The following is a 26,441-nucleotide window of genomic DNA, read 5'->3' as shown; positions in this document are numbered from 1 at the left end:
GATCTCAACCGAGCGGCTGGATGTCGTTGAGCTGCCAGGTCTTGTCGAACCAAGGCTCGAGCGGACCATAGAAACGGAAGATTGCGAACCATCCCTTACCTGGCATGGTCTGAATCCAATTGGCTTCCTTGCCCTGAGGGGCCGTCGGTCCGAAATAGAGATCGATGCTGCCATTGGCGTTCACCACCATGTCTTTGTTGCGCTTGCTGTTTTTGCTCGGCAGCATCTGAGGCGTTTGCAATTCGGAACGCGTCTGGGGGTCATAGACCACCATCGACCAGAAATCCTTGGCGGGAACGTTGGCGTCCACCGTGAACTTGTAGTTCTTGCTGCCATCGAGATAGACACCGTTGGCATCGGTCGCCACCACCCCGTACTGGGATCCGGCGCCAACCATCTTCAGCACCATGGCCGGTGTGTTGACGGTGTATCCCCAGAAAAAATTGCTTCTGGCATCAAGATTTCGGCCGCCCCTGCCGCCGTCGATCAACCATTCATGGCTGCCGCCAGCAAATGGACTGAACCACTGCTTGCCCTCATAGAAGTAGACGTCTCGGTTGCGAGGCTTACCCATATCGGAGCGCACATAGGCAACTCCCACCTGCACGGCTTCCTCGAGAATCCTGCGGTCCTCAGCACTGGGGTTGAAGGGTTTGCCTTTTTCAAGCCCGATCGCTGAAGCCAACCCGAGCAGTTCGGGATCGAACAGATCGACAGGCTCACGCTGAATCACCGTGTTCAGCTCTTCAAAGAAGTGGAAATTATTGGCATGCACCGTGTTGAAGATGAGATCACCTCCCTGCACAAAGGTCATCGCAGGAGGATTGTCTTTCAGCGAAAGGGGATACAGACGCACGCCGTTTTCATAGTTGGCGACTGCCTGATCCGGCTTGCCCTGATCATCGAGAAAAGCACGCATAATCAACCAGTTGGAGTAACTGGGTGAACGGAACACGAAATATCCCTCGGTGTTTGCGGGCTCCGCATCGTCGGGACCGAGGATCAGATACTTGCCGCCCTTTCCCCGATCCGGACCGGGAGCACCAGTGTCAGCAACAAATCGGAAATAGGCGTCATTGATCGTGCCCGGACCGAGGCCGGCGGGGATTTCGATCACCATCGGCCCCGTGTCCTTCAGATTGAAGAAGGCGGATCCATACACTGTGTCGGTGTTACCGGTCAGAAACAGAGGGTTGGAATTCAGAGGGGCCATCAACATGACCTTCGTGTAGTCGTCGACCCCCTGCTGCGCATGCCCTACGCGCATCATCTCGATGCTGGCAGCCGGCATCAGCGTGAGAAACGTCTCATAGGCGCGGATGAATTTGAGGTAATCAAAGCTGGCGTCAACAGTGGCGGCATCCGGCATGCCGTCGAAAAAGCGAAAAGTGCCTGCGCTGGTCTCAACCTGATCGGGCGTGAACAGCTCAGCGGGAATTGAGGTGGTGTAGCCCCTCGGCACAGCGCCTGAAGTGTTAGCCATGCTTTGTGCCAGAACTGGCGCGGACAGACTGGCAGCGAAGGCTGAGGCAAGAAAAACAGCGGAAGACTTTTTGCGCATACTGCTCGCAAATTCTTTCATTGACTGCCGTACAGAGCGTTCTTTTTTTGTTTAAAGAAAATGAGGCACTGTGACTGCGCTGCAAAAAGAAGTTCGCCCAAACGGGATCAGGGGGATTCCTGGCGCTGTCCTGCCGTTCGAACACAACACAAAAAACGCATGCGGACCTAGCCCACACCCGCTCATTTGGATAATTTTGCCCGAGCGCAACAAAAGCTTATCTCATTAAAAATCAGCGAATCATGCAGAAATGCAATGAGATCAAGCCAGTGCGCATCAGTCATTTCACTGGTTGAAACTGAGGTGGAGTCCAGGAGCCGTCGAAGTAAGCCTTGGTAGGTGAATAAATACGGATTGCCGCATTCCAGCCCGGGTAAATGTCAAGATAATTATCCTGGTTCTTATCTCCGCCGAGATGAATCACATATTCACCTTGCTCATTCTGCTTGGCAAAAGCACTATTGATATTATATTTTTCGCCAGTAGAAAATCCATCCTTATCGTAAACAGTCACTGACCAGAACGCCCGCGGATCAATCGGCACGTCCTTCATTGTCAGAGTCTGAGGCTCTGTCGAATCAACAACCTTGGGGAATGGATAAACAGCACCTTCCTTGGGAAGACCGCCCCAGCCAATGGCAACCCCGAAGTTGCGCATTTCGGGGCTGATCTGCCCCTTCATGCCGAAAGCCATTTCCGAAGTGATCCCTTCCGGTTGCCGTCGCGCGTTGTAGTCAGTGCGCAAAGCCAGAATCTGATTCATGTCGTATTGATGGCCAACAACAAAGGTTCCCTTGGCACTCTGCTCAAGCTTGATCTGGTCCTGCACAGCAGCTGCCTGCTTGAGATCTGCAGGATCCTGCATATTGACCTGTGTCCGAACGAAGGCGAACACATAGCGGCTGCCCATGGAGTCTTTGGTCAGGGTGTAGCTCCCGGGCGTGTCACTGATCAACGGAATCCAGTGCTCATCATCAACGACCTCGAGAATCTGATAGCGGTCCGTGTTGGGCAACACAACAGTGGCCGGACTGTTGAGATCCAGAACAGCAAACGAATACAGCGTGTCGAAATTCGGGCGCAGAATCGAACGCTCCTTGGGATCCTGAGCAGTCTTCTGATGGAAAAACACACCCACGCCATCAGTGCAGGTGCCTTTGGCGATCTTGCGTACGTAGTCGGCAAGAATCACCTCCGTTTCTGCAAAGGCGTAGTTGGCCTTTGTTACCGGTGTCACTGAAGTGGCTGTCTGTTCAACAGCAGGCGTTGGGCAATCCTGACCGTTGGCCGCCAACCTGACCAGGCCTGTTCTGCCGCTGAGACCTGTCAAGGCGACGAAAGCCATAGCCGATGCAAAGAGAACCGAAGTTCCCAGGCGAAGTGACTTGCCGACAAGCATGGTTGATCTGTAACTAATGACCTGCTAGCAGCGCGGATCTCCCGTGACAATTCCAGATCCGCTGAGACAACAACAGCAAGACGTGATCAGACCAAGGTCATTCGACACTGAAAGCAGCCTTCTGACTTAACGCTGCAGCTACAGATCTGCATCGTCGCAAAACAGATTCTGAAACCCCTCTGCTGGATAGGCAATGATGCAGGATCAACAATCAGTGTCACCCTGAAATTCAAATAGCTTGAATTATGTGGAAAATCCTGAATCGAAACCGCATCAATCCACCGAAAACTCTTTCACCAGACTGAGCAGATCACGCATATCACCCTCCGACAAACGACAAACATTCTCAACCCACTTTTCCATCATCACTTGAATTTCCTCACCCTGGAAATCGTCACTGAAGGTGGAATGAGCCTGCCTGAGCATCACCCCGATGTCCTTATGAGGCAGCCACCAATGGACGCTGGAGATTCGGTCAACGCGACTCGCAGCCATCCAGAACAAAACAACAAAGAAATATAATAAAAATCTTGAACAGTTTTTCCAATATCAATGAAGCAATAACAAGTAGTGATTGTTGCAGAAATGAGCAACACAAGCAACCTCGGGGCTTCGGCTGATCTAGATTTCAACTATCAGACATAAACGATCTCTTGAAGATATTTATTGTGGTTTGCTTTAGATGCTTTGCATAAGATGAAACGCAGCTGATATAAAGCGATTATCAGGCCAATAGATCAGCAAACAATATCGCAGCACGCGCTCTCAATCAAACAATGACATATCAATCATTGTTAGCAACAGATTCAGTAGTTCCAAGAACATCAGCCAAACGTGTTTTCCCACGACTGAATCGCGTCAAACCCGTTGTCATCAACGAGATGGGCTGAAACTCATGGATCCATCGATCAATTGCTTCATCCTCTTCATCACGACACTGAGAGAGGAATTGAATTAATGCGAGGTCCATGACGCCACAAAATCTGGGAAGATAATGCAGGCATTTCACTGCGCACCTAGATCAATTGTTGCCCTATCAAAGCCCTAAATGTGTCCAGGAGAAGTGATTGAGTATTTGTTCTACAAAATCATAAAAAACGAGACCAGACGATCTCTCCTAGCCAGATCTGATCAGCTGTTTGGGCATTCAAGGGAGTGAAAAACACCAACAGAACATCAGCAGAACGTGCTGCTCCTGGCCGAAGATTGAGATCGCACATGGCAAGCCACGACGATGCTTGCCGAAGCTGCGGCATACCCCTGATGCCGGAGTGAGAATGAGGTCATGATTGATGTGATCGGCAGCGATGCAGGCGCCCCAGGCTCCCTCCCCGTCGCACTTCAGGCTTTGGTGCAACAGGCCGATCTGATTGCGGCACCGAAAAGGATGCGACCAGCTCTGGATGAGTGGCTTGAACACCCTTCTCCAGCAAAGTGCATGGCCAGTGACGACCCGATCGCCCTCTGCCAGACACTGAAGTCGCTCAGTGATAATCAACAAGTTGTGGTGCTTGCCAGTGGTGACCCACTCTGGTTTGGCATCGGCCGGATCCTGATCGAGCGGCTGGGGCGAGAACGTTTGCGCTTTCATCCAAGCCCCTCATCACTGCAACTGGCCTTTGCCCGTCTGGGCAAACCCTGGCAAAACGCGGAGTGGGTCAGCCTCCATGGCCGCGATGAATCACCACTGAGCCGCCGGCTGCAGCAACGACCACCTGCCCTGGCCGTCCTCACCGATCCCAGCCGAGGTGGCGTCGAGGACGTGCGCCGAATCCTGCGCAGCAGCGGCCTTGAGTCCGGGTATGCCCTATGGCTGTGTGAAGCACTGGGTCACCACGAGGAACGCGTCATACGACTGGAGCCGAACGAGCCAATGCCTGCGGATCTCAATCCACTCAACCTGGTGGTGTTGTTGGAGGAGCCTCCCGCTGAACCGATTGCAGATGCTCTTCCTCTGTTCGGACTGGACGATGGGCTTTATCTGCAACACCAGGATCGACCGGGCCTGATGACCAAACGGGAGGTGAGAATTCAGCTGCTGGCCGACCTGCAACTGCCATCGCAGGGCGTGCTCTGGGATCTGGGCGCCGGCACCGGCAGCGTGGGGCTGGAAGCATTGCGTCTGCGGCCGCTACTGCGATTGTTTGCCGTGGAACAGCGCAGCGGCGGCGGTGGCCTGGTTGAAGCCAACGCGAGGCGTTTGGGTGTGAAACCCGCAGCAGTGATTGAAGCCAGTGCAATGGATGCCCTCAAGCAACTACCCACACCCGATCGTGTGCTGCTGGGCGGAGGCGGTCGCCAGCGAGCTCAGTTGCTGCAGGCTGTGATAGATCGCATGAATCCAGATGGCGTGGTGGTGATTCCACTGGCCAATGTGGAAGCACTGGGGCAACTGAGACCACTGCTCGACAATGCAGGCTGGTCACTCCAGATCACTCAGCAGCAGGCTTGGCGAGGGCAACCTCTGGCGGATGGCACCCGGCTATCACCCATGAATCCCGTGCTGATTCTCCGAGGCAGCAAGCCAAAACGCTGACCTGCAGAATCAGAGCCATTCAGATCCCGATCGATGCCGGTTCAGAAGAACAAGCAGGTTTCACCCCTGCGCTTGAAGATCACACTGCTGATAGCCGGATTTGGCCCTTTGCTTGCCATCGGCCTTTTCCTGCAATCCAAGGGATTCTTCAGCTGAATTTTGCTGAAGCTCTGAACGACCACAGAGATCGGAAGCGAACTGAGTTGCCCAGTGAGTCCCTGGGGGTTGAAAGCGTAGAGACTCTGCAAACGCTTAGACACCGCAGAACTTTGGTCCACCATCGACATAAAGAACCCGGAACGACAAATTTGACTACCAAAATCTGCAAAGCCTGAGCGAGAGTGGAAGCCTGAGCAGCAATCAGTCAGAAAAACCCTTTATCAAGAGCAGGTGTGCTGGGCATGAGGGTCCCTGATTACCAGCCAGACCTCGATGAACCTCGAACACCCAAGCAATCAGCAATGAGCCTTCATAACCTGCCCACCACCCTCACCCCAGCAGAGCACCACGCCCTGTCAAATGCGGTCACCCACTTGCTGAAAGAACGCAAAAGAAAGCAAAGCGAAGCTTTCTCGAAGGGGGAAAGGCTGCATACCGCAGATCAGAACCTGCTGGATGACTGCATCACGGCTTCTCTTTGGCTGGCTGCTCAGGATGAAAAGTTCTACCAAGAATGGGCAGAATTACCAGCGGGAAGCCACTTGAAGGAGGCCTACAGCGAGCAGGTTTGGAACTGGAGTGACCGTGATATGGCAGTGATTTCTGAAACTGACCCGCTGCCAGAGGGTCTGAGGTTTCCGAAACCTGAGTCGTGAACGGCGGAATCATTGGATCAAAAAATCTGGTCACAACAGAGTCGATCAATCTCTTTGAAGCAATCGCTGATCAGCTCAGACGAAAACCGTTGGGCCAACTACTTCCATGATGGCGATCAGAAGGAATTGTCTCTCCACTGTTACCACCAAGACTGAATGGTCGAAACCATCCAGTGTTCAGGTCAACGCTGTGCATCAGATTTAACTACTGCAAACAATGATCTGCACCGTTGCTGAATGGCTCCATCCACCAATGAATGAGTCCTGCAAAGCGGTCACGCTTATTGCCCGGAACCTTAATCAGGACCAGTCGATGCTTGAGCTGGGTTCCAACTTTTGCAAGCAGTTTTCGATCCGCGCTGAGGATGGCTTGACCTTCCTGCAGAAATAAAGGCATTGGTTCGGCACTGACAGCAAGCGATATTCCAGTAATCGAGAGTCCGAGCAGAACAATGAGCGAACGCATGAGTCAGTTTTGTTGATGCAAATAAAATTTCAGGATTGATTTCCAGGGGCGATAACCTGCATCAAGCCATTCCGTGATCTGGCTTACATCAAACAATCCAATCCCACCAGAGGCAAAGTGTTGCTGGCTACTTAATTTGTGTGATTACATGTGAAGTTCTGTATTGCTGAGTCTGCTTTTAATTGCATTATTTTTCAGATGCTCGAATATCAGCTCATCTCAAGTGGGAGTGGCCTGATGGAACTACCTCAATACGAGTGGCGCAGAAAAGACGCTGGAATGATTAGAGATTGGTGGAAAGCCAGAATCCAACACCTTTGCCATTCCGGCGACCATCAAGGGGCAGACGCCTTATACAAAGAGTTTGACTTAAGTGATGACTAGGGCAGACTCCCTCTCTTGCTTTGGCGCACTGAGACAGCACAAGCCGCATTCTTTCCAGCCAAAAAGCAGCTATAGGGGAGGTTGGCGCCTGGCCGCATCTTGCTCAATCAAAATCTTTCACTGAAACAACCTAAAACTGAGTCTTGCTCTTAATCACAATGATATGTTTGCACATCAAACCTAACAGGCCTCCATCAAGGCACTTCGAAAAGTTATTTACTGCGTCGTTTCATCACTGACAGGTTTCACGATCGTCAGCTTCCTTTCAAGCTCGAAATCCTCAAACAGAGGAGCAGCGTCATAGTCCTGTCCGTTCCCAATCAGAAATCTGATTCTTGCCTGCCACCACTGCTCAACTTCACGACAATCCTGATCATCCGCTCATATAAAAAAGATGTCATGGGCTGTCATGGCACCAAAGGCTGAATGGAGACTGACTCGAGCGACAGAGCTAACTCGAATGATTTATCACAGCGGCCAAGATCACATGAAGCAGTGGCGTTGATCGAACCAAGGAAAAACTAATGAGACACCAACGTCAAAGCACTTCTAAACCGGATACCTCTACATCATCTCAACAAAGACTCCTAGCGCGCATAACGATTAATCAGCAGGGTTATGTTTGAGCTGTAAAGTCTTGGAAGCTTATTGTCATGGATAAGACCAACATCAATGGCCCTTTTATAAGCAGCAGCCTGTCTTCGATAGCGATCCTCAAGTGATTGCACTTTTTTAAGGCAATACTTGGTTTTCCCACCTCTGGAAGCAGACTCGAAATTACTCTCAAGATCGGAAGCAAGAGATGCCACGTCTTGGAGCCAGGCTTCAAGACCGGATTGACCACCATGTTCAATGACATCCTTCAGTCGAAACCACTCTTCATTGGGTTTTGACCTGATTTGACCCATCAGTCGCTGCAGATAGCAGGAAATCATTTTTTACATCACCAGTGATTTCAAACATAGCCGCACAAAGCCAACATTGACCATTCTGATGTCACAAGAGGAGATGCTTAGCGTGGATAAAAACAAATCAAAATTATTCAATCATCGAATCTTGTTCGCACAAGGCAATTTCATCCCCTTAAAGCACAAAGAAAAAACAGCTCGAATGCAAATCTGGCTGCTTTGCAATGCTGCTAACGCGTGCTGATTGGCTCGATCACCACGGCATGACCTGCATGAATACGTAGACGTTCAGCCTCACCTGCACCGATCTCGATCACACCATCAGCAAAATCAGCGCGGCCATTGCCATCAGCATCAGCCCAATAGGAAGAGCAGGGCAATGCCCGACAGACAGGAACATTGGAGGCGATGTCGAGCACCCTGCCGTCACGAACAAAAACCATGTCCAGCGGAGCCAGCGTGTTGTGCATCCAGAAACGCATCGGCCGGGAAGGACGTGCCGGAAACCACATCCCGCGAAGGGGAGGGAGAGCAGGGCGCTGCATCAGTCCGAGCCGCTGCTCATGCGGCTGATCAGCCACTTCCAGCTCAATACAGAGAGAGGGACGATGCTCCAGGCACCAACGCGCTTCAATCGGCAGGATCTGGGGAGGCAGCGGCGGCTGGTCCATCAGTGAATCCCAGGACCCGGCATGCCGTTGTTCAGGCAATAGCCACGGCCGCGGATCGTGTGAATCAGACGGGGCTCTCCGCCATCCTCGAGTTTCTGGCGCAGATAACGCACATACACCTCGATCACATTGCTGGAAGAACCCTGCTCGTCCTTCCAGACATCCCGCAGGATTCGGTCACGGCTGACAACCCGGCCCCGCTCCTCCAGCAGCAGCACTAACAGTGCATACTCCCTGGCCGTGAGAGCCAGCAATCGATTTCCGCGGCGAACCTGCCGGCAGCTGATGTCCACCCTGAGATCTGCGAGTTGCAGCACGGGAGGCTGCAGTTCAGTTCGCGATTGAATCGAGAGATGCAGACGCAGTCGCTGCAGCAGATCACTTGGGGCGCTTCGGGTGAACCAGAAATCGTCTGCGCCACAGGCGAGCACCGACTCTCTGGCTGCGACATTGTCATCGCGGACCCCGATCAAAATCGGCATCGCTCCGAAACAGGCCCGAAGTTCACGAACACGCTCCTTCTGGTCCCCGGAGAGGATTGCAGCGACTGGAGCCAACTCGGAGCCGGTCAACAGCCTGCCTTCAGCGCCACTGGTCCACTCGACCGGTGCATAGCCCGAAGCACAGAGCCTTTCAGCCAGTGCCGCCGCCTCGGGGCCAACCAACAACACAACATCTTTGATTGTGGCCACGGCCGTGAAGCCTTGAACATTGGTCATGGGCGATCGGGCTTGGCCACATGGGGCAGCCCCCAGCCAAGTTTGTTGCGCAGAACCTGGAAAAACTCATGATCCCTGAGACGCACGAAGCGAACGGGATGGTCGCTGCGGCGAATCAGCACGCGATCCTCCGGCCACACGTAACAACCGGCGCAGCCATCCACCACCATCATCAGCCGTTCAGGGGTGGCGGGAAACACGGTGACAGGCTCGGCATCACTGAACACCAGTGCCCTTGAAGCGAGTGAGTGTGGAGCGATCGGCGTGAGCTGCAGCACCGGACAGTCGGGCGTGATCACGGGGCCGCCGGCACTGAGTGCATAAGCAGTGGAACCGGTGGGAGTGGAGAGAATCACTCCATCGGCGGAGATGTCCACCGGAGCATGGCGTCCGATGGCGATCTCGAAATGGCACATGCTGGTGAGCGGTTCGCGATGCAGGGCCATCTCATTGAGCGACAGGGCCTCCCAGCGGCGCTGATCACCACGCATCACACTCACCACAAGATTGGCTCGCTCTTCGATGGTCCACTGCTCAGTGAGCACCTGCTCCAGGGCACGATCGAGATCATCGAGATAAGCCTCAGCGAGAAAGCCGAGATGACCTGTGTTGATGGTGAGGATCGGCACTCCAAGAGGAGCGGTCTGACGCGCTGCCGACAGCACCGTGCCGTCGCCACCCAGCACGATCGCCAGCACCATCGATTGATCGAATCCTTCCGGGACACAGGCGTTGTATCCCAGCATGCGCAGGTGCTGATCGGGATTGGCGAAACCGACCATCCCACCCGAGCTGCTGGCGCGAATCACATCGTGACCGACCCGTTCCAGACGCGACTGAATCGTGCCCGCGGTCTCGACCGCCAGCGGCTTGCCGTCATTGACGATCAGTCCAACCCGGGGCACCGATCGCAGCAGGCAACAGCAATCATATTTTATGAGAAGGATCCCGCCCTGACACCCAGGCGGAGATTTTTTTGATTGGCGACGTCTGATCAGCGTCTGCTGGATCGCAGCAGCGAGACGATCAACCAGATGCCGAACACGGTCGCAACGATGAAGAGCGCCTCGCTCACATTGCGCAGCAATTGTTGCTGGGCGAGTGTGGCCATCAGTGTCGCGCTGAGCAGCAGGGCCGCCACAAGGATGGCCAGCGACACGCGTCGCGACAGACGATCCAGGGTCCGGCGCAGGGATTCGAGACCCTCGATCTGCAGAGCGAATGACAGTTCATCGCTGCTGAAACGACGCAGCAACTGGCTCAGCTGTCGGGGTGAATCAATCGAAAGATTGCGCAGGTCGAGGCCGAACTGCATCAAACGCTGCTGCGGCAACATCACCGATCGCGCCAGCAACTTGGCCACCAGAGGCTGCATCTCACCCGTGAAACTGAAGGCGGGATTGATCGAACAGCCCACACCTTCCAGATTCGTGACCGACTTCACGAACAATCCGAGCGTGCCCGGCACACAGAGACCAGTGCGGTTGGCTAGCTGCAGCAACTCCGCCAGGAAAAGCGCGAAATTGAGCTCCTGCAGCGGCTTGGAGAAACTGCGGGAAATCAGTTGATCCAGCTGTCGCTGCAGCTGCTGGCGATCCACACGTACGCCTCGCGCCGGTGGTGCGATCTGCTCAAGAAGATCGGTGGCACGCGCAGCATCCTGATTGATCAGCGCCAGCACGAGATCCAGCATGTTGCTGCGGGTGCGTGGATCAAACTGACCGACCATGCCGGCATCCAGCAGGATCACCGTGCCATCGGCCTGAACCTTGAGATTGCCGGGGTGCGGGTCGGCGTGAAAGAAACCCTCAACGAAATACTGCTCGACAAAGGCCCCCAACATGGCGCTGGTTGTTGAGGCAATACCGGGGCCAGCCTCCAGGTACTGCCGGGCCGCTGAGGTCAGAATCGGATCGCCATCGATCCACTCGAGCACAAGCACCCGCTGACCTGAGAGATTTTGCTCCACCTGTGGAAGCCTCAGCTTGCCGTTCGGCACAAAGCTGGACGCTGCCAGACAACGCTGCAGTCGCAGTGTGTTCTCGGCTTCGATGCGGAAATCAAGCTCGCGGCCGAGAGCTTCCAGCACTTGATCGGCTAGCCCGACGAAGTCGTACCGGCTGCCGAGCGCGGTCGCCGACGCCATTGCGGCGATTTTGCGCAGCAGGCGGCCATCTTCCTGCACCTGTGATTCGATGCCGGGCCGCAGCACTTTCACCGCCACCTTCTGGCCGTTGCTGAGATTGGCGCGATACACCTGCCCGACGCTGCCAGCCGCAATGGGTGCTTCCTTGAAGCTGCGGAAGGCCGTGGCCACATCACAGCCAAGTTCCTGAGCCATCTGTTGACTCACTTCCTGCCAGCCCGCCGGAGGAACATTGGCCTGCAACTGGCTGAGCGCCTCGATGTAGTCATCCGACAGCAGGTCGGGCCGAGTGCTCAGCAGCTGACCCAGCTTCACGTAAACCGGCCCGAGCTCGGTGAGCAGATTGCACAGCACCGAGGGCAACGGCAGACGCGTCTCAGCAGCGTGACCCCGGCGCAGCAGCTGAGACAGAAACGACCACTCATGGCGGCTGACGATCCGCACGATTTCCACCGCCCGTGTGGAACCGTCGAAAACAGAAAGCACGGACATGCCTAGCGCCGAGCGAGAACAGTTCTCGCATGTTGAGCACTGTGCGAAGGAGCGTCAGCGCTCAGCCGTCAATCAGGCATAAATGGGACCAAGGCCAGCAGATCGACGATTCAAGACAGGGATCGATGGTCTGCGAAATCGCTGCGACCGTTTCAGAACTGCTCAAGGAAGCGCAGATCGCTGGTGTAGAGGCGGCGGATGTCGTCAATGCCGTGGCGCACCATGCAGAACCGCTCCACACCCAGACCTGCAGCGAAACCGCTGTAGCGCTCGGGATCCAGACCAAGCCCTTCCAGAACTGCCGGATCGACCATGCCACAGCCCATCACCTCGAGCCAGCGGCCACGCCATTGCACATCCACCTCGGCAGAAGGCTCCGTGAATGGGAAGTAACTGGCCCGGAACCGCACGGGCAGATCTCCGAAAAACGCTTTCAGGAATGCCATGACCGTGCCGCGCAGATGGCTGAAGTCGAGACTTTCATCGATGGCCAGCACCTCCACCTGATGAAATACCGGTGAGTGAGTTGCATCCACCGCGTCACGCCGATAGACGCGACCTGGAGCAACGATTCTCACCGGCGGTGTGTGGGTCTCGAGATGGCGGATCTGCACCGGTGACGTGTGGGTGCGCAGCAGCAGATTGTCTTTGAGATAAAAAGTGTCCTGCATGTCCCGGGCGGGATGATCCGGTGGGATGTTCAGGGCGGTGAAGTTGTGGTGGTCCGTTTCCACTTCAGGTCCTTCGACCACCTGATATCCGAGACCACAGAACAGATCCACGATCTCTTCCGTTGTTGTGATCAGAGGGTGGCGATGCCCCATTGGGACCCCCTCAGCAGGTGCGGTCACATCGAGGATTTCAGCCGCGATCCTGGCTTCCATCGCCGCCTGCTTCACGGCCTGCAGGCGCTCGCTCAGAAGGTTCTGCACCTGAGATTTGAGCACGTTCGCGCGCTGGCCGACCAGCGGCCTTTCATCACCAGGCAGCTTGCCCATCGCTCCAAGCACGCCGGACAATCGGCCTTTCTTGCCGAGCAATCCAACCCTCAGCTGCTCCAGCGCTTCGGCATCGGCAGCGGAGGAAATCGCTTCAGCAGCCTCAGCTTCCAGCGCATCCAGCTGGTCGGTGAGCTGCTGCAGAGACACGGTGGCGCTCACGGCTTTGACATCAGAGCAGCTGACTGTAAGCAGTGATCACGACTAGGTTCGCCCCACCGGTACGCAACCCAATGGCCCCGCTGCGGATTCTGATCAGCAACGACGACGGCATTTTTGCCGATGGAATCAAGGCCCTTGCCCTTGCAGCGGCCGCAAGAGGCCATCAGGTTGCTGTGGTCTGCCCTGACAAGGAACGCTCAGCAACCGGCCATGGCCTCACCCTCCAGCAGCCGATCCGAGCGGAGCGGGCTGACCAGCTGTTCGGCCAGGGCATCACAGCCTGGGCCTGCAGTGGTACCCCGGCGGACTGCGTCAAGCTGGCAATCTGTGAACTGCTGGAGTCGCCGCCGGACCTTGTGCTGGCAGGCATCAATCACGGACCGAATCTCGGCACCGACATCTTCTGCTCCGGCACCGTTGCAGCAGCGATGGAAGGCACCCTTGAATGCCGCCCAGCGATGGCGGTGAGCAGCGCCTGCTTCAAGTGGCGTGAGTTCGAGGGCGCCGCCGTGATCGCCCTCGACACGGCCGAATCCGCCCTGAGAGAAGGATGGCCGGAGAATCTCCTGCTCAACCTCAACCTGCCTCCCTGCAAACCGGAGACCATGGGTCCGATGCGCTGGACCCGGCTGTCGGTGCGTCGCTACAGAGAGCAGTTCAGCCCGCGCACAGATCCCCAGGGTCGCTCTTACTACTGGCTTGCCGGAAAGGTGCTGGAGGACTTGGAGTCCGGTGGGGATGGCCCGCGAGACTGGCCCACGGATGTGGCTCAGATCGGAACCAACTCACCCTCGCTCACACCGATCGAACCAGAACTGTTCTGGCGCGGATCGCTGGGAGGCCTGCCACGGGTTGAACTTGACGGTCAGCGTGTGCGGTAGATCCGCTGCAGCAGCCAGAGCGAGAACAGCAATCCGATCAGATGGGCAAAGAGGACCTGGGTGTTGCTCAGCACCGAGAGCATCTCCAGTGAGGTGATCGCCAGATTTTCGGCTGCTCCCTGGCCGCCGATGGCAATACCAGGTGTCTGAGACGACGCCTGCACGAACAGAGCACCGGCAAGTGACTGATAGCCGATTGATGCGAAAACCAGTCCCAGCAGATCAGCGAGAACTCCGCGCTTGATCAGACGGCTGGCCTCACCACGACTGGGACGAACACCGCTGTCGAGCGCACGGCCGAGTCGCACGATCAGCCATCCCTGCCACAGGCTGAACAACAGCACGAAGAAAGAGAGCGTTGTGAGCGAAAGCCCCGGGCTCAGACCAACGGCCCTGTCGGCATTGCGCGAGAGGCTGCCGCCGATGTTGTTGAACATCAGCACCCCCACCACCACGACGCCGAGAGCTGTCTGAATCCAGAAGCGAATCCAGGCCATACGCCGCAAGCCGAGGGACAGCAGCTGGAAATCGAGCCGGTCGGCCATGCGGGCGTGGAGGTCTGTCGTCCAAACTTGCCATCAACCACTGCACTGTGCACGGCCCGTTGATCCCTCTCTGCTCCCCTGAGGAGGCCCGCATGCCCACCGCTCTGGCGCTGGGCAGCTTCGATGGGCTGCATGCCGGGCACCGGCGGGTGATCGAGGCCGTCTGCCGCAATCCGTCAGGCGGAGTTCCAACAGTGGTGAGCTTCTGGCCGCACCCGCGCGAAGTTCTGCATGGCGAGCCACGGCTGCGCCTCGATCTGCCCGACGAAAAACTGCATCTGCTCGAACCGCTCGGCATCAGACAACTGGTGCTGGTGCCTTTCGACCGCCAGCTGGCGCAGCTCAGTGCGGCGGAATTCGTCAATGAGATTCTGCTCGGCACCTTGCAGGCCCGTCACATCGCCATCGGTGCCAACTTTCGCTTCGGGCGTGGCCGCGAAGGTGGCCCCGACACGCTGCGCAGCCTTGCTGAAGCTGCAGGTGCTGAGGTCAGCGTTTTGCCGATTCTGGAAGACCCTGGTGGCCGCATGAGCAGCAGCCGCATTCGTGACGCCCTCACAGAGGGTGATCTGGCAACAGCCAGCGAGCTCCTGCAACGGCCTTATCGCTTCCAGGGCCAGGTGGTGCAGGGCCGCGGCCTGGGACGGCAGCTGGGGTGGCCGACCGCCAATCTGCAGGTGGATGGCAGAAAATTCCTGCCTGGGCTGGGGGTTTACGCAGCCCGGGCCTGGGTTGACAACGAGACGCAGGCACTTCCAGCGGTGATGAATCTCGGACCGCAACCGACCGTGGATCCAGGATCACCCTCAGCCGTGGAGGTGCATCTGCTCGACACGCGCCGTGAACTGGTGGGCAGGATCCTGCGGGTCGAACCTGTGCAGCGTCTGCGCGGGCAGCAACGCTTTTCAGGCTTGGAGGAACTCAGTGCCCAGATCAGTTGTGATGCCAAGCTGGCGAGGGAACGACTTCAGGAGATGGCCGGATAGGCATTGGTCAGGCCCCAGACGATGAAGAAGCCGATGCCACCCAGAAGAACGACGCCCCACACCAGAACGTGCATCGTGCTCTCTGATCCACCGTTCTCCATCGCCGCACCAACATGAGATCCTGCCCACAGTGCCATGGAATGGATGCCCGACGCCCCTTGCACTGACAAGCGCGTTGCAAGACTGATCGATGCCAACCTCGACAGGGCCCGTGAAGGGTTGAGGGTGATCGAGGACTGGTGTCGTTTCGGGCTGGACCGACAGGATCTGGTGATTCCACTCAAGGACTGGCGACAGCAGCTGGGACAGCTGCATGCCGACTGTTACCGGCAGGCCCGTTCCACCGCAACCGATCCCGCTGCCGGACTCAGCCATCCCTCTCAGCAGACGAGGACCGACAGCACTCAGGTTCTGAAGGCCAATGCCAGCCGAGTGCAGGAAGCCTTGAGAGTGGTCGAGGAGTTTGCACGCACCGTTGATGCCGACCTAGCAAGGACGGCTGCCAGCGTTCGCTACGGGCTCTACGACCATGAGGTGCGCATCCTGGAGGCCTGCGGGCAGAACAGCAGGCGTCAGCAACTTGAGCGTTCAAAGCTGTGTCTGATCACGGATCCCTGTGGCAGCGACGGCAGCGCTGAGATGCTGAACCGTGTCGAACTCGCGCTGAAGGCAGGGGTCTCACTGGTGCAGTACCGACGCAAGCTGGGAACCGATGCACTGAGACTGCAGGAAGCACGACAACTGGCCGAACTGTGCCAGGCACACCAGGCACTGCTGATCATCAACGACCGGATTGATCTGGCCTTGCTTGTGGATGCTGATGGAGTGCATCTCGGCCAGGACGACCTGCCGCAGGCGGCGGCGCGTCAGCTGATAGGACCCGAAAAACTGATCGGTCGCAGCACTCACCAACTCGTCCAACTCGACAAGGCTCAGCAAGACGGTGCCGATTACCTGGGTGTTGGAGCGGTCTATGCCACCGCCACAAAGGCTGATCGCACAGCGGCAGGCCTTGATTGGGTAAGGGAAGCCAGCGGTTCAGCAAAACTTCCCTGGTTTGCGATCGGCGGCATCAACGGCAACAACATTGCCGAGGTTCAAAAAGCAGGGGCATCCCGAGTGGCGGTGGTGAGCGCGATCATGGGAGCTAGCGATCCGGCTGCAGCTGCCCGTCAGCTGCTCACACAACTCGGCTGAGCATCATCAACTGGGGTGATTCCGCTGTTGTCGCGATCTGGTTTCATTCATCCATTCGGTTCAGGCCATGCAGCTCACGGTGAACGGCGAACAGCGCAACCTGAAAGAAGATCTCACCCAACTGGATCAGGTGGTTGAAGCACTCGGCCATCACCCCAGGTTGGTGGTGGTGGAATTCAACGGTTTGATTCTTACCCCCGACCTCTGGGCTGAGCAGCAGGTCAGAGACGGTGACAGCCTCGAGATCGTCACCATCGTTGGCGGGGGTTCCTAGGATCAATCCAGTTTTTAGAACCGTTTTGGCCCAACTGCCGAATCGTTCCGCACTGATTCAGCTGCGTCGCTGGCTCTCGGGCCTGATGGTCCCGGTTGTCATGATCGGGCTGCTGGTTTTCCACCCTCTTCCCAGTGATGCTGCCAGAGGTGGACGCATTGGTGGCGGCAGTTTCCGTGCGCCCACCATGCCTCGCACCGGTGGTTATCGCGGCGGTGGTGGCATGGGTGGTGGCTACAGCCGCGGCTACGGCGGTGGCATCGGCTTCCCCTTCATCCTTCCGTTCTTCGGCTTCGGCGGCGGCGGCCTGCTGGGCTTCATGGTGCTGATGGCTTTTGTCGGTGTAATCGTCAACGCCTTCAGAGGGGCTGGAACCGGAGCAGGTCGTCCGGCGATGGGTGGCTACGAGAGCCCCCGGGAAATTCCCATGGGTCCTGTGTCTCTGCTGCAGCTGCAGATCGGCTTGCTTGCCAGCGCCAAGGATCTGCAGAGTGACCTGCGCAAGCTTGCCGGCAGCGCCGATACCAACAGCTCCTCTGGGCTACAGCGCGTGCTGCAGGACACCACCCTTGCTTTGCTGCGTCAGCCTGATCTGTGGGTTTACGCCAATGTGGAATCAGGGAGTGTGCCGTTCAATGCGGCGGAATCCACGTTCAACAGGCTTTCAATGACTGAGCGCAGCAAGCTGCGTGAGGAACTGACCACGAATGTGGGGGGCGTGCGATCCGGCGGCGGGGAACTCACCTCACGAGGTGATGCTGATGCCACCAGTGAATTCATCGTTGTCACAGTGCTGGTGGCCAGTCGCAGGGTGGTCAAACTCAAGCAGGCCGACAATGGAGAACAGCTGCGTGAGTCACTGCGCATTCTGGGTTCAACTGCGTCGAGCGATCTGATGGCTCTTGAGGTGATCTGGCAACCGGATGGTGTCGGCGATGTCCTCAGCGCCGATGAGCTGGTCACTGCCTACCCGAACCTTCAACATCTCTGATTGAAACCGGCTTCCAACAGCTGTTTCGAGCACGCATCCGATAACAATCCGGAACCTGAATCGTCCCCTCTTGCTTCGTGGGCAACTCCCACGCATGGTGCACGAGTCGCTCAGAAACGATGCGCGCTCGATCTCCTCACTGGGTCAATTCCACCGTGTTGGTAGAGGCACTGCAGCGCTACGAACAGAATCTGCTGCCGCGATCGATGCGTTTATGGGTGGAAGCGATGCTGGACATCGATCCTGATGACCCAGTGCAACCGCTGCTGCCTGGCCAGCCCCACTCCTCTCAGTCCTGAGGGGTCGCTGCCTTGAGGATGCGCAGAGCCGCCATGGCTGCGCCGTAACCGTTGTCGATGTTGACGACACTCAGGCCCGGTGCACAGCTGGCCAGCATGCCGTCGAGAGCTGCACGGCCGCCGGCACTGACCCCATAGCCCACTGACACCGGCACAGCGATCACCGGCTGAGGGACCATGCCTGCGAGCACCGTGGGCAGAGCTCCCTCCATTCCTGCACAGGCGATCAGAACCGACATCGTTCGGAGCTCTGGGAGAACATCCAACAGGCGATGCAGACCGGCAACGCCCACATCAAGAAAGCAGTCGGTGGCGACCCCGTGGACCCTCAGAGCCAGAGACGCTTCCTCAGCCACGCGCCGATCACTGGTGCCTCCGCTCAGCACCGCAACCGTCGCGGCCTGCGCGATGGCTGGCATCTCGCCCAGGGTGAGACAGCCCGCCTGCTCATGCAGCTGAACAGCGGGACAGCGAGCCAGAACGGCCGACGCCTTGGTCTCATCAACCCTGGTCACCAGGGCAAACTCTCCGGCTGACTGCATGCTGCGCAGAATCGCCACAATCTGATCAACACTCTTGTGTTGCCCCCACACGGCTTCCACCATGCCAAGCCTGCGGCGGCGCTCCAGATCAAGGCGTGACTCCTGGAGCGTCACAGCGGCAAAAGCTCACCCTCAAACACCAGAGGGAAGGGATTGCCGTTCCTCTGACCGGTGGATTCACGGGCCAGTTGCTCGAAACGCTCCTGAACTGACGCCACCTCCTGCTGGGGAATGGCTTTCCAGGCTTCTCGACTGCTCCAGCGGATCAGCACAGTGGCCTCTTCCGACTGAGGATCCCAGAACAGTTCGCGACCAATGAAGCCTTTCTGTTTGTTCAGCCAGGGCTCCCAGCTGCTGCGTTCCGCCTTCAGCCAGGCCTGTCGATCCTTGCTGGGCACCTGAATCCGCAGTTGTTCAACAACGGCAACGTTCTGGCCAGCATCCGGATCTGAAATGGCAGCCAGGCTTGCTTCGGAATGAGCGGAGAACAGGATCAGCACCGCCAGACACAGGCTGATAACGGTAAGGAGTTCTCTGCGCAGGTGCTGCAGGGTCATGGTCTGGTCAGCAACGCAACGGCATGGCATGACATGCCCTCTTCCCGACCCTCCGGACCCAGCCGCTCATTGGTGGTCGCCTTCACACCGACCTGGTCAGGGTCCAGACCCATACGCGTGGCGAGAGCCCCGCGCATGGCCTCGATATGCGGTTTCAGCTTGGGACGTTCAGCGATCACCACGGAATCCACATTCACAATCTGCCAACCGCGCTCCTTCACCAGCGACACGACCTGCTCGAGCAGCATCATGCTGTCGGCACCCTTCCAGCGAGGGTCCGTGGGCGGAAAATACTTGCCGATATCTCCAAGGGACAACGCTCCGAGCAAGGCATCCATCACCGCGTGGACAAGCACATCAGCATCGCTGTGACCATCAAGACCCAGGCCCTGCGGGTGCTCGAGAAGCTGACCACCCAGGATTAGTGGACGGCCCTCCACCAGCCGGTGCGTGTCGTAGCCATTGCCGATGCGGAGATTCATGCGAGCGGGCGGTCAGTATGTGCCATCACTTTCATTCTCGGCGTTGGAGCGCCGGTTCCAGCGATCCAGCAGATCGGGGCGTCGATCAGCGGTGCGCTGTTCACGTTGCTGCTGGCGCCATCGGGCGATCGCACCATGATCGCCGCTGCGCAGAACATCAGGAACCGACATCCCCCGGAACTCGGCAGGACGTGTGTAATGCGGATGCTCCAGGAGCAGATCACTATGGCTTTCCTCCACCAGCGATGCCGCCGTTCCGACGGTGCCCGGCAGCAGGCGAACCACACCGTTGATGATCGTCATGGCCGGCAACTCTCCGCCGGTGAGCACAAAATCTCCCAACGACACCTCCTCATCAGCCAGTGAGCGAATGCGTTCATCAAACCCCTCGTAGTGACCGCAGAGCAGTACCAACTGGTCATGGTCATCAGCCCAGCGCTGCAGGTCAGCCTGAGCCAGAGGCCGCCCCTGCGGTGTCATCAGAAGAACCCTGCGCCTGGAGCTGACGGGAATCGACTCGAAGGCAGCAAACAGCGGTTCAGGTTTGAGCACCATGCCCGCCCCACCGCCATAGGGCTCATCGTCAACCTTGCGGTAGCGATCAGTGGCATGATCACGAGGATTGTGCAGATACAGCTCAGCACTGCCCGCCGCAAAGGCTCGGCCGATCACCCCCAGTTCTCCCAGCGCAGCAAACGCCTGGGGAGCAAGGCTGATCACATCCAGGCGATAGGCAGCCACGGCTCAGACCTGAGGAGATGACACGCGCCGGATCTCGGAGCAGAAGCGCGCCTGAAGAGGGGTGCCATCGATCGCGATCGCCGTGGTGCTGCGCAGACGCAGGTTGGGCTTGATGAACCAGATGCGCTCCAGCACCGTGGCAGCCGATGCAGCATCACTCAGTAGCAGCTCAAGGCTTGCATCCTCACGCAGCTGCCAATGACCGGTGCGCTCAACGCCATCAGCAGCCACCACAAGGTTCCCATCGCCGGCAAAACAGAGCTGACTGGCAGCTGATTCAGCGGGCTGCACGGTCAGAATGCGTTCAGGTCCCTGATCCTTCAGGCTCACGGTCACCTCACCGCGGTCGCTGGTGTGCCAGTCATCTTCTGGGCCTTTGAGATCAAAGCGGCTGCGCAGGCTCATCCAACGCCCCACACACAGTGTGAGAAAAGCCTCCAGATCAGCTGGCGGGAAGGCGGTTTCATCCATCTGACCATCTTCGCAGGGCAACACTCGCAATCGAAGAAGCGCAGTTGAATCAGATGCGTTCCTCGGCGTAGCCGAGTTCAGCCAGTCGCTGGGGCTTGCTGCGCCAGTCCGGAACCACCTTCACAAACAGCTCGAGATACACCGGCCCCTCGATCAAGGTCTGCATCTGGAGGCGAGCCCCCTGACCAATGGTTTTGAGCATGGCGCCGCCCTTGCCGATGAGGATGCCTTTCTGGCTCTTGCGCTCCACCAGCACAGTGGCGAGAACGGCTGTGCGTGCCTTGCTTTTTCCCCTTGCGGGCATGTCCTCCATCCGGTCAATGCTCACCGCCACGCTGTGGGGAACTTCTTCACGGGTGTGCATCAACACCTGCTCACGAATCAACTCAGCCATGAGCAGCTTCTCGGGCTGATCACTCACCATCTCAGGCGGATAGAGCTGCGGGCCTGCCGGCATCAGGGCACTCACGGCACTCACCAGCTCTTGGCAACCGGCACCGTTCAGGGCTGAGCAGTGATGCACAGGCCAGTCGGTCTCCTCCAGCAGCTCGCGATAGGAGGCATCCGCCTCGGGCTTGCGATCCACGGGAACTCGGTCCCATTTGTTCAACACCACCTGAACCGGCAGGCGCTGCTGGCGCAGAAGGTTGACGATGAAAGCATCACCGCGCCCGGGCGGTTCGCAGCCCTCGAGCAACAGCAACACCTGGTCCACTTCACCGATGGCCGCTCGCGCGCTCTGAACCAGGCGTTCGCCCAGCAGGTGATGCGGCTTGTGAATGCCAGGGGTGTCCACCAGAATCAGCTGGGCATCGGGCGTGGTGAGAATCGCCCGCAATCGGTTGCGCGTGGTCTGCGCCACCGGGGACGTGATCGCCACCTTGTCACCAACCAGTTGATTCACCAGGGTCGACTTACCCACATTGGGACGTCCGATCAGAGCGACAAAGCCTGAGCGGTAGCTGTCGGGCAACGACGTTGAGGCTGCATCCATTCCTTCAGCATCGCCTGAAGGCCCCAGCCTGCCCATAGGCTTGGAATGTCAGCCTGTTCCTGTTCATGACTCAGCGAGAACCGAGCTTCCAGGAAGCGATGGAGATCGCAGCAGGCTGGTTGAAGCAATGGGACGAAGAGGAAATCAGCGACGAGGTGATGGCTGATCGGGTTGGCGAACTCGTGGCCAGCCGTGAAGGCGCCAGAGGCTTCTTTGTGGTGAGCCTTGCCGGAGACAGCGCCCTGATGGATCGCCTTCCGGATGCTCTGGTGATCAAGCTGCGTGAAGCGGGTGACGGTGTTGTGGATCTGACAGCCCGCAATCTGGCCATGAGCGCGGCGATGGCCGTTCATCACCGCAACAACGGCGATGACGAACAGGCTTCAGGGTCAGAACGGGTGAATCAACGTTGTTCCGAACTTCTGCGCCAGCTCGATTCCCAGCGGGTCAAGGACCGACTGGAGATGCTCCTGGATGCGGCAAATCACAGTCGCGGAGAGGATCTGGCCTTTCTGGAACGCTGGGGGTACGACGAACATCAGAAACAGGCCATCGGCGAAGCGGTGCAGGCGGTCGCGGAGTGACTGCCGGCGGGAAAGCCGATGCAACAAGGCCCGAAACACTCAGCACAGCTTCGCACCAGATCTGGTGTGACGAACCATGAAGGAACTGCTTGCAACACTATTAGGGCATTCTGAAGTTGAGACAGTTTTCGACGCACCATGACTACTGTCACCCCATCGGCCGGGTGATGGGGATCAACCGATGTCGATACCTCGGAGCTTCTCCGGGGTTTTTTTATTGGTTTGCCGGCAGTTCAGGCCATTTCCTCCAGTTCCTTGCCACGCGTCTCCCTTACAAGGAAGAGCACGAAGAAAAAGGAGATGGCCGCAGCCGTGGCATAAAGCCCATACGCGAGCGCGGGGCCTGAAGACTTCAGCAGCATCGGAAACGTGGTGGAAATCAGGAAGTTCGCCAACCAGTTCACCGTTGCCGACAACCCCAGTGCCATCGCTCGGATGCGGTTATTGAACATCTCGCCCAGCAGTACCCACATCACCGGGCCCCAGGAGAACCCAAATGCGAACACGAACACATTGGCGGAAACAAGTGCCAGCACCGACGAGGCTCCACTTAGTACGGGCATGCCAACCTCGAGCGGGGCACCCGCGAACGTCCAACTCATCAGACCCAGGCTGACCGTCATCACGACCGAACCGAGCAACAACAGAGGTCGACGGCCGAGTCGGTCAATCGTGGCGATGGCCAGAAACGTGGTCACAACGTTGGTCACTGCTGTGATCACCGTGACGCTGAGGCTCTCGGTGGTGCTGAAGCCAACCGACTGCCACAGCTCGCTGGAGTAGTAGAAGATCACGTTGATACCGACCAGTTGCTGGAAGGTCGCCAGCAAGACTCCGGTCCACACGATCGGCAACAGACCGGATCTGCGACTGAAGAGATCCTTGATGGATCCACTTCCTCTGCTCCCCTGGCTGGCCTGAATACGACCGATCACATCCTGAGTGGGTTCACCGATCGTGCGTCGAATCACCGCTCTGGCCTGTTCCATATGTCCGATGCGCACCAGATAGCGGGGGCTTTCAGGGATGCGCAGCACCAGCAGGCCATAGAGCAGGGCAGGAACCACTTCCGCCATCAACATCCACCGCCAGGCCGCCATCGGGCCCACCAGGGAGGTGGGCTCCTGATCCGATGTGGCCAGCACGATCAGGTAGTTGAACAGCAGTGAGATGAAAATCCCCAGCACAATCGCCAGTTGCTGAAGAGACCCGGTGCGTCCGCGCATGGCCGCCGGTGAGATCTCGGCGATGTAGGCAGGTGCGAGCACGCTGGCGAACCCCACAGCCACACCGCCCACCACGCGCCAGATCACCAGATCAACAAGCCTTGGCGCCAGGGCGGATCCGACAGCGCTGAGGAGGAACATCACTGCAGCGAGCAGCATGCTGGGCCGTCGCCCGAAACGATCAGCCAGCCATCCAGCCACAAGAGCTCCGGCGGCGGATCCCAGCAAAGCTGACGACACCGTGAGTCCCAGCATGGACGCGGAGGTCTGAAATGTGGCTTCGATCGAGGAGACCGCACCATTGATCACTGCGGTGTCATAGCCGAACAGGAAACCACCAAGTGCGGCTGTGATCGCAATGCTCAGGATGGTGAAAACCCTTTGATGATCGTCCGCAACGTGAGCCTGCATGTCGAGATGACAGCAACCGTGATCTCAATTCAGCCAGGGATCTGAAACTTGTCCGATCAATGTCACACGCTGAGATCTCCGCCATGAAAAAACCCCGGCAGCTGCCGGGGTTTGACTTGAGTCGAGTTGACTCCAGCTCCAACAGTTTCAATTCACTCAGTCACGACGGCCACCGCCCTGAAGCGCAATCACAAGCCGCAGTATGAATACGAACAGGTTGATGTAGGTCAGATACATCCCCAGGGCACCGGCCAGATACTGATCATCCCGATAGGTGCGAGGCATCGTGTAGAAATCGACGAAAGCCATCCCCACAAAAAGAACCGTTCCAAAACCGGCAATCATCAGTTCGAAGGTTCCTTGCTGGAACATTTCCGGCGCAAAGAATCCACCGATGAATTGCACCACCATGGCAATGATTAGGCCGATAAGCCCAAGTCCGACCACACCGGACAGCGCCTGGCCGACGCTGTCACTCATTTTTTTGCCAACAACAGAGGCAATCACGAAGGTCAGTCCTGTTGCGATCACCGCGGTCGCAATCGAGCCCATGCCCGCGACCTGATACGCGAGACCGACGATTCCACTGAGCGTGAAACCAGTGAGCAGGCTGAACGCCGCCAACAGAGGGAGGGCTTTGCTGTTGTTGGCATTGTTGGCCGCGCTACTGGCCATGAAGAAGAGAACAATCTCCGCGACGAATGCAGCAATGAACAATGGAAAGAACAGAGGGCTTCCCGCCTGGCCGATCGAAGGCATCGGCTGCATTGAAAGCCCGCCGAGAACCCCTAAAGACGTCAAAACCATGCCACCACCCACATAGGGAAGTGCCTTATTCACCACATTGGGGCCTACAAGTGCGCTGGATTGCGCCTCGCGGATGGCGTTTTGGAAATTGCTGCTGGCTGGCATGGTGCCCCAGATCACTGATGACATCTTGCCAGCTGCAGACAGGTTGTGGCTTTCAACCCGGTGCGGATCTCCCCATCGAACGCCGCATCGGCCTGGCATCCCGGCGGGGATGACTCTTGTCACGCCGTGCATAGGCATCCACCACGCGCTGCACCAGCGGATGCCGGACCACGTCAGCAGAGGTCAGGCGGCAGACAGCCACACCCTCGACGCCATCCAACACCTCCGATGCTTCCACCAGACCGCTGAGCTGGCCCGGCGGCAGATCCACCTGAGTGATGTCTCCGGTGACGACCATGCGCGAGCGCTCTCCAAGACGGGTGAGGACCATGCGCATCTGGGCGGGGGTGGTGTTCTGGGCCTCATCAAGGATCACAAAGGATTCCGCCAGCGTGCGACCACGCATATAGGCCAGAGGTGCCACCTCAATCACGCCCTTTTCCAGCAGTGCCGCTGTCTTCTCAGGACCCATCAGCATGTGCAGAGCGTCATAGAGGGGACGCAGATAGGGATCCACCTTCTGCTGTAGGTCACCGGGCAGAAATCCCAGCCGCTCCCCTGCCTCCACCGCTGGCCTGGTGAGGACCAGACGCTCCACCTTGCGCTCGGTGAGCATGCGAACAGCGAGAACTGTGGCCAGAAATGTTTTACCGGTGCCGGCAGGTCCAAGCGCGAAGGTGAGATCGTTTCGCTCCATGGCCTCCACGTAGGACTTCTGGCGAAGCGTGCGCGGACGCAACAGATTGCCACGCTGATTGCGTGCCAGAACCTGCTGGCCCATGGCTTCATGCTCACGGTTGCGGCCGGTGTCAAGCGCCTGCAGCGCCGACTGAAGATCGACAGGCGAAATGGATTCACCTTCCTCCCAGAACTTGCGGAGAAGTTCGATAACGGCTGCCGTTCGCTCAAGCTGATTGGGCCGACCACTGATCTCCAGCTGAAGTCCGCGCAGAACCAGAGTGGTGCCCGTTAGCGCCTCAAGTTGTCGAAGTGTCTGCGACGAGGGACCACCCGCCAGAGCGAGGGCAGCCTCTGTATGCGGCAAATCAAAAACGAAGCGACCGGGGGAGGTGGCTTCGGACATCCTGTCA

At 57.8% G+C, this 26,441-nt stretch carries 30 protein-coding genes; 9 read left to right on the top strand and 21 right to left on the bottom strand.

Annotated features, from left to right (window positions below):
* Window positions 1-4 precede the first annotated feature (4 nt).
* The 3 genes from SIB56_RS00975 to SIB56_RS00965 all read right to left on the bottom strand — a co-directional run bounded on the left by SIB56_RS00975 (window position 5) and on the right by SIB56_RS00965 (window position 3,455).
* Entirely contained in the window at window positions 5-1,483 is a 1,479-nt protein-coding gene (locus tag SIB56_RS00975; protein WP_413324706.1) for a DUF1254 domain-containing protein, read from the bottom strand.
* 358 nt (window positions 1,484-1,841) lie between these two features.
* Window positions 1,842-2,906 carry a DUF1254 domain-containing protein gene (locus SIB56_RS00970; RefSeq protein ID WP_413324705.1) on the bottom strand — a complete coding sequence of 355 codons (1,065 nt, stop codon included), beginning with the start codon at window positions 2,904-2,906 and terminating at the stop codon, window positions 1,842-1,844.
* Window positions 2,907-3,233: 327 nt separating this feature from the next.
* Complete coding sequence (locus tag SIB56_RS00965) at window positions 3,234-3,455, bottom strand: hypothetical protein (RefSeq protein ID WP_413324704.1); 222 nt, start codon at window positions 3,453-3,455, stop codon at window positions 3,234-3,236.
* A gap of 790 nt (window positions 3,456-4,245) precedes the next feature.
* Here SIB56_RS00965 and cbiE point away from each other — a divergent pair.
* Both cbiE and SIB56_RS00955 read left to right on the top strand, forming a co-directional pair.
* Window positions 4,246-5,496: a precorrin-6y C5,15-methyltransferase (decarboxylating) subunit CbiE gene (gene cbiE, locus SIB56_RS00960; RefSeq protein ID WP_413324703.1), complete on the top strand. Its 1,251-nt coding sequence runs from the start codon at window positions 4,246-4,248 to the stop codon at window positions 5,494-5,496.
* Window positions 5,497-5,897: 401 nt separating this feature from the next.
* On the top strand, window positions 5,898-6,311 hold the full coding sequence (locus tag SIB56_RS00955; protein ID WP_413324702.1) for a hypothetical protein: 414 nt from the start codon (window positions 5,898-5,900) through the stop codon (window positions 6,309-6,311).
* 205 nt (window positions 6,312-6,516) lie between these two features.
* Here SIB56_RS00955 and SIB56_RS00950 read toward each other — a convergent pair whose 3' ends face one another.
* From SIB56_RS00950 to pheS, 7 genes are all read right to left on the bottom strand, one after another.
* Window positions 6,517-6,777 carry a hypothetical protein gene (locus tag SIB56_RS00950; protein WP_413324701.1) on the bottom strand — a complete coding sequence of 87 codons (261 nt, stop codon included), beginning with the start codon at window positions 6,775-6,777 and terminating at the stop codon, window positions 6,517-6,519.
* Window positions 6,778-7,748: 971 nt separating this feature from the next.
* A complete protein-coding gene (locus SIB56_RS00945; RefSeq protein ID WP_413324700.1) occupies window positions 7,749-8,096 on the bottom strand; it encodes a hypothetical protein in 348 nt (115 codons plus the stop codon).
* Between the two features lie 203 nt (window positions 8,097-8,299).
* A complete protein-coding gene (locus SIB56_RS00940; protein WP_413324698.1) occupies window positions 8,300-8,740 on the bottom strand; it encodes a DUF192 domain-containing protein in 441 nt (146 codons plus the stop codon).
* A complete protein-coding gene (locus SIB56_RS00935; protein WP_413324697.1) occupies window positions 8,740-9,459 on the bottom strand; it encodes a winged helix-turn-helix transcriptional regulator in 720 nt (239 codons plus the stop codon). Before SIB56_RS00935 ends, SIB56_RS00940 begins: the two co-directional genes overlap by 1 nt.
* Window positions 9,456-10,364, bottom strand: a complete 909-nt coding sequence (locus SIB56_RS00930; RefSeq protein ID WP_413324696.1) for an NAD(+) kinase — start codon at window positions 10,362-10,364, stop codon at window positions 9,456-9,458. Before SIB56_RS00930 ends, SIB56_RS00935 begins: the two co-directional genes overlap by 4 nt.
* Window positions 10,365-10,453: 89 nt before the next feature.
* On the bottom strand, window positions 10,454-12,097 hold the full coding sequence (locus SIB56_RS00925; protein WP_413324694.1) for an ABC1 kinase family protein: 1,644 nt from the start codon (window positions 12,095-12,097) through the stop codon (window positions 10,454-10,456).
* Between the two features lie 152 nt (window positions 12,098-12,249).
* Window positions 12,250-13,257, bottom strand: a complete 1,008-nt coding sequence (pheS, locus tag SIB56_RS00920; RefSeq protein WP_413324693.1) for a phenylalanine--tRNA ligase subunit alpha — start codon at window positions 13,255-13,257, stop codon at window positions 12,250-12,252.
* Window positions 13,258-13,328: 71 nt separating this feature from the next.
* On the opposite strand from pheS, the gene surE reads away from it, so the two are divergent.
* Window positions 13,329-14,138 carry a 5'/3'-nucleotidase SurE gene (surE, locus tag SIB56_RS00915; RefSeq protein WP_413324692.1) on the top strand — a complete coding sequence of 270 codons (810 nt, stop codon included), beginning with the start codon at window positions 13,329-13,331 and terminating at the stop codon, window positions 14,136-14,138.
* On the opposite strand, the gene SIB56_RS00910 is transcribed toward surE, so the two are convergent.
* Window positions 14,123-14,683, bottom strand: a complete 561-nt coding sequence (locus SIB56_RS00910) for a DUF3611 family protein (RefSeq protein WP_413324691.1) — start codon at window positions 14,681-14,683, stop codon at window positions 14,123-14,125. The two genes, surE and SIB56_RS00910, sit on opposite strands and share 16 nt — an antisense overlap.
* A 59-nt stretch (window positions 14,684-14,742) precedes the next feature.
* On the opposite strand from SIB56_RS00910, the gene SIB56_RS00905 reads away from it, so the two are divergent.
* Entirely contained in the window at window positions 14,743-15,669 is a 927-nt protein-coding gene (locus SIB56_RS00905) for a bifunctional riboflavin kinase/FAD synthetase (RefSeq protein WP_413324690.1), read from the top strand.
* On the opposite strand, the gene SIB56_RS00900 is transcribed toward SIB56_RS00905, so the two are convergent.
* On the bottom strand, window positions 15,651-15,806 hold the full coding sequence (locus SIB56_RS00900) for a hypothetical protein (protein WP_413327462.1): 156 nt from the start codon (window positions 15,804-15,806) through the stop codon (window positions 15,651-15,653). The genes SIB56_RS00905 and SIB56_RS00900 overlap by 19 nt on opposite strands.
* On the opposite strand from SIB56_RS00900, the gene SIB56_RS00895 reads away from it, so the two are divergent.
* The 4 genes from SIB56_RS00895 to SIB56_RS00880 all read left to right on the top strand — a co-directional run bounded on the left by SIB56_RS00895 (window position 15,805) and on the right by SIB56_RS00880 (window position 18,430).
* Window positions 15,805-16,866, top strand: coding sequence for a thiamine phosphate synthase (locus SIB56_RS00895; RefSeq protein WP_413324689.1), 1,062 nt, complete (start codon window positions 15,805-15,807; stop codon window positions 16,864-16,866). The genes SIB56_RS00900 and SIB56_RS00895 overlap by 2 nt on opposite strands.
* 67 nt (window positions 16,867-16,933) lie before the next feature.
* Window positions 16,934-17,140: a sulfur carrier protein ThiS gene (gene thiS / locus SIB56_RS00890; RefSeq protein ID WP_413324688.1), complete on the top strand. Its 207-nt coding sequence runs from the start codon at window positions 16,934-16,936 to the stop codon at window positions 17,138-17,140.
* Between the two features lie 25 nt (window positions 17,141-17,165).
* Window positions 17,166-18,131, top strand: a complete 966-nt coding sequence (locus SIB56_RS00885) for a DUF1517 domain-containing protein (protein ID WP_413324686.1) — start codon at window positions 17,166-17,168, stop codon at window positions 18,129-18,131.
* A 119-nt stretch (window positions 18,132-18,250) separates the two neighbouring features.
* Entirely contained in the window at window positions 18,251-18,430 is a 180-nt protein-coding gene (locus SIB56_RS00880; RefSeq protein ID WP_413324685.1) for a hypothetical protein, read from the top strand.
* On the opposite strand, the gene larB is transcribed toward SIB56_RS00880, so the two are convergent.
* From larB to era, 6 genes are read right to left on the bottom strand one after another with little or no spacing between them, the layout of a single operon-like run.
* Window positions 18,421-19,086, bottom strand: a complete 666-nt coding sequence (gene larB / locus SIB56_RS00875; RefSeq protein WP_413324683.1) for a nickel pincer cofactor biosynthesis protein LarB — start codon at window positions 19,084-19,086, stop codon at window positions 18,421-18,423. The two genes, SIB56_RS00880 and larB, sit on opposite strands and share 10 nt — an antisense overlap.
* Complete coding sequence (locus tag SIB56_RS00870; RefSeq protein WP_413324682.1) at window positions 19,083-19,529, bottom strand: TIGR03792 family protein; 447 nt, start codon at window positions 19,527-19,529, stop codon at window positions 19,083-19,085. Before SIB56_RS00870 ends, larB begins: the two co-directional genes overlap by 4 nt.
* Window positions 19,526-20,011: a 2-C-methyl-D-erythritol 2,4-cyclodiphosphate synthase gene (gene ispF, locus SIB56_RS00865; protein ID WP_413324681.1), complete on the bottom strand. Its 486-nt coding sequence runs from the start codon at window positions 20,009-20,011 to the stop codon at window positions 19,526-19,528. The genes SIB56_RS00870 and ispF overlap by 4 nt, the downstream gene beginning before the upstream one ends.
* Before the next feature lie 12 nt (window positions 20,012-20,023).
* Window positions 20,024-20,752 (bottom strand): tRNA (guanosine(37)-N1)-methyltransferase TrmD, encoded by a 729-nt coding sequence (gene trmD / locus SIB56_RS00860; RefSeq protein ID WP_413324680.1) that lies wholly within the window; start codon window positions 20,750-20,752, stop codon window positions 20,024-20,026.
* A 3-nt stretch (window positions 20,753-20,755) separates the two neighbouring features.
* Window positions 20,756-21,223, bottom strand: coding sequence for a phycobiliprotein lyase (locus SIB56_RS00855; RefSeq protein ID WP_413324679.1), 468 nt, complete (start codon window positions 21,221-21,223; stop codon window positions 20,756-20,758).
* A 49-nt stretch (window positions 21,224-21,272) separates the two neighbouring features.
* The gene (era, locus tag SIB56_RS00850) at window positions 21,273-22,217 is read right to left on the bottom strand and encodes a GTPase Era (RefSeq protein WP_413324678.1); all 945 of its coding nucleotides are present in this window, start codon (window positions 22,215-22,217) and stop codon (window positions 21,273-21,275) included.
* 65 nt (window positions 22,218-22,282) lie between these two features.
* Between era and SIB56_RS00845 the strand changes: the two genes are divergently transcribed.
* On the top strand, window positions 22,283-22,801 hold the full coding sequence (locus tag SIB56_RS00845; RefSeq protein ID WP_413324677.1) for a hypothetical protein: 519 nt from the start codon (window positions 22,283-22,285) through the stop codon (window positions 22,799-22,801).
* 233 nt (window positions 22,802-23,034) lie between these two features.
* Here the strand turns inward: SIB56_RS00845 and SIB56_RS00840 are convergent, their stop codons facing one another.
* The 3 genes from SIB56_RS00840 to SIB56_RS00830 all read right to left on the bottom strand — a co-directional run bounded on the left by SIB56_RS00840 (window position 23,035) and on the right by SIB56_RS00830 (window position 26,434).
* The gene (locus tag SIB56_RS00840; protein WP_413324676.1) at window positions 23,035-24,438 is read right to left on the bottom strand and encodes a sugar porter family MFS transporter; all 1,404 of its coding nucleotides are present in this window, start codon (window positions 24,436-24,438) and stop codon (window positions 23,035-23,037) included.
* A gap of 156 nt (window positions 24,439-24,594) precedes the next feature.
* A complete protein-coding gene (locus tag SIB56_RS00835) occupies window positions 24,595-25,350 on the bottom strand; it encodes a Bax inhibitor-1 family protein (RefSeq protein ID WP_413324675.1) in 756 nt (251 codons plus the stop codon).
* Window positions 25,351-25,402: 52 nt separating this feature from the next.
* Window positions 25,403-26,434, bottom strand: a complete 1,032-nt coding sequence (locus SIB56_RS00830; RefSeq protein WP_413324674.1) for a PhoH family protein — start codon at window positions 26,432-26,434, stop codon at window positions 25,403-25,405.
* Window positions 26,435-26,441 lie beyond the last annotated feature (7 nt).

It is taken from the genome of Synechococcus sp. MIT S9503 (assembly GCF_047304175.1).
Classification (GTDB): domain Bacteria; phylum Cyanobacteriota; class Cyanobacteriia; order PCC-6307; family Cyanobiaceae; genus Synechococcus_C.
The sequence above is the reverse complement of the archived record's forward strand: the minus strand, read 5'-3'. Positions and strand labels throughout refer to the sequence as shown.

What these genes read in the sequence shown, in the direction of transcription:
- surE (WP_413324692.1), top strand. Translation starts at nt 13,329, where the DNA reads ATGGCCCCGCTGCGGATTCTGATCAGCAACGACGACGGCATTTTTGCC.
- SIB56_RS00950 (WP_413324701.1), bottom strand. Translation starts at nt 6,777, where the DNA reads ATGCGTTCGCTCATTGTTCTGCTCGGACTCTCGATTACTGGAATATCG.
- SIB56_RS00900 (WP_413327462.1), bottom strand. Translation starts at nt 15,806, where the DNA reads ATGGCACTGTGGGCAGGATCTCATGTTGGTGCGGCGATGGAGAACGGT.
- SIB56_RS00835 (WP_413324675.1), bottom strand. Translation starts at nt 25,350, where the DNA reads ATGCCAGCCAGCAGCAATTTCCAAAACGCCATCCGCGAGGCGCAATCC.
- SIB56_RS00880 (WP_413324685.1), top strand. Translation starts at nt 18,251, where the DNA reads ATGCGCGCTCGATCTCCTCACTGGGTCAATTCCACCGTGTTGGTAGAG.
- thiS (WP_413324688.1), top strand. Translation starts at nt 16,934, where the DNA reads ATGCAGCTCACGGTGAACGGCGAACAGCGCAACCTGAAAGAAGATCTC.
- SIB56_RS00925 (WP_413324694.1), bottom strand. Translation starts at nt 12,097, where the DNA reads ATGTCCGTGCTTTCTGTTTTCGACGGTTCCACACGGGCGGTGGAAATC.
- SIB56_RS00870 (WP_413324682.1), bottom strand. Translation starts at nt 19,529, where the DNA reads ATGACCCTGCAGCACCTGCGCAGAGAACTCCTTACCGTTATCAGCCTG.
- SIB56_RS00940 (WP_413324698.1), bottom strand. Translation starts at nt 8,740, where the DNA reads ATGGACCAGCCGCCGCTGCCTCCCCAGATCCTGCCGATTGAAGCGCGT.
- SIB56_RS00935 (WP_413324697.1), bottom strand. Translation starts at nt 9,459, where the DNA reads ATGACCAATGTTCAAGGCTTCACGGCCGTGGCCACAATCAAAGATGTT.
- SIB56_RS00965 (WP_413324704.1), bottom strand. Translation starts at nt 3,455, where the DNA reads ATGGCTGCGAGTCGCGTTGACCGAATCTCCAGCGTCCATTGGTGGCTG.
- SIB56_RS00910 (WP_413324691.1), bottom strand. Translation starts at nt 14,683, where the DNA reads ATGGCCGACCGGCTCGATTTCCAGCTGCTGTCCCTCGGCTTGCGGCGT.
- SIB56_RS00855 (WP_413324679.1), bottom strand. Translation starts at nt 21,223, where the DNA reads ATGGATGAAACCGCCTTCCCGCCAGCTGATCTGGAGGCTTTTCTCACA.
- SIB56_RS00845 (WP_413324677.1), top strand. Translation starts at nt 22,283, where the DNA reads ATGACTCAGCGAGAACCGAGCTTCCAGGAAGCGATGGAGATCGCAGCA.
- SIB56_RS00955 (WP_413324702.1), top strand. Translation starts at nt 5,898, where the DNA reads ATGAGGGTCCCTGATTACCAGCCAGACCTCGATGAACCTCGAACACCC.
- SIB56_RS00975 (WP_413324706.1), bottom strand. Translation starts at nt 1,483, where the DNA reads ATGGCTAACACTTCAGGCGCTGTGCCGAGGGGCTACACCACCTCAATT.
- era (WP_413324678.1), bottom strand. Translation starts at nt 22,217, where the DNA reads ATGGATGCAGCCTCAACGTCGTTGCCCGACAGCTACCGCTCAGGCTTT.
- cbiE (WP_413324703.1), top strand. Translation starts at nt 4,246, where the DNA reads ATGATTGATGTGATCGGCAGCGATGCAGGCGCCCCAGGCTCCCTCCCC.
- SIB56_RS00895 (WP_413324689.1), top strand. Translation starts at nt 15,805, where the DNA reads ATGGAATGGATGCCCGACGCCCCTTGCACTGACAAGCGCGTTGCAAGA.
- SIB56_RS00830 (WP_413324674.1), bottom strand. Translation starts at nt 26,434, where the DNA reads ATGTCCGAAGCCACCTCCCCCGGTCGCTTCGTTTTTGATTTGCCGCAT.
- SIB56_RS00840 (WP_413324676.1), bottom strand. Translation starts at nt 24,438, where the DNA reads ATGCAGGCTCACGTTGCGGACGATCATCAAAGGGTTTTCACCATCCTG.
- SIB56_RS00970 (WP_413324705.1), bottom strand. Translation starts at nt 2,906, where the DNA reads ATGGCTTTCGTCGCCTTGACAGGTCTCAGCGGCAGAACAGGCCTGGTC.
- ispF (WP_413324681.1), bottom strand. Translation starts at nt 20,011, where the DNA reads ATGAATCTCCGCATCGGCAATGGCTACGACACGCACCGGCTGGTGGAG.
- SIB56_RS00945 (WP_413324700.1), bottom strand. Translation starts at nt 8,096, where the DNA reads ATGATTTCCTGCTATCTGCAGCGACTGATGGGTCAAATCAGGTCAAAA.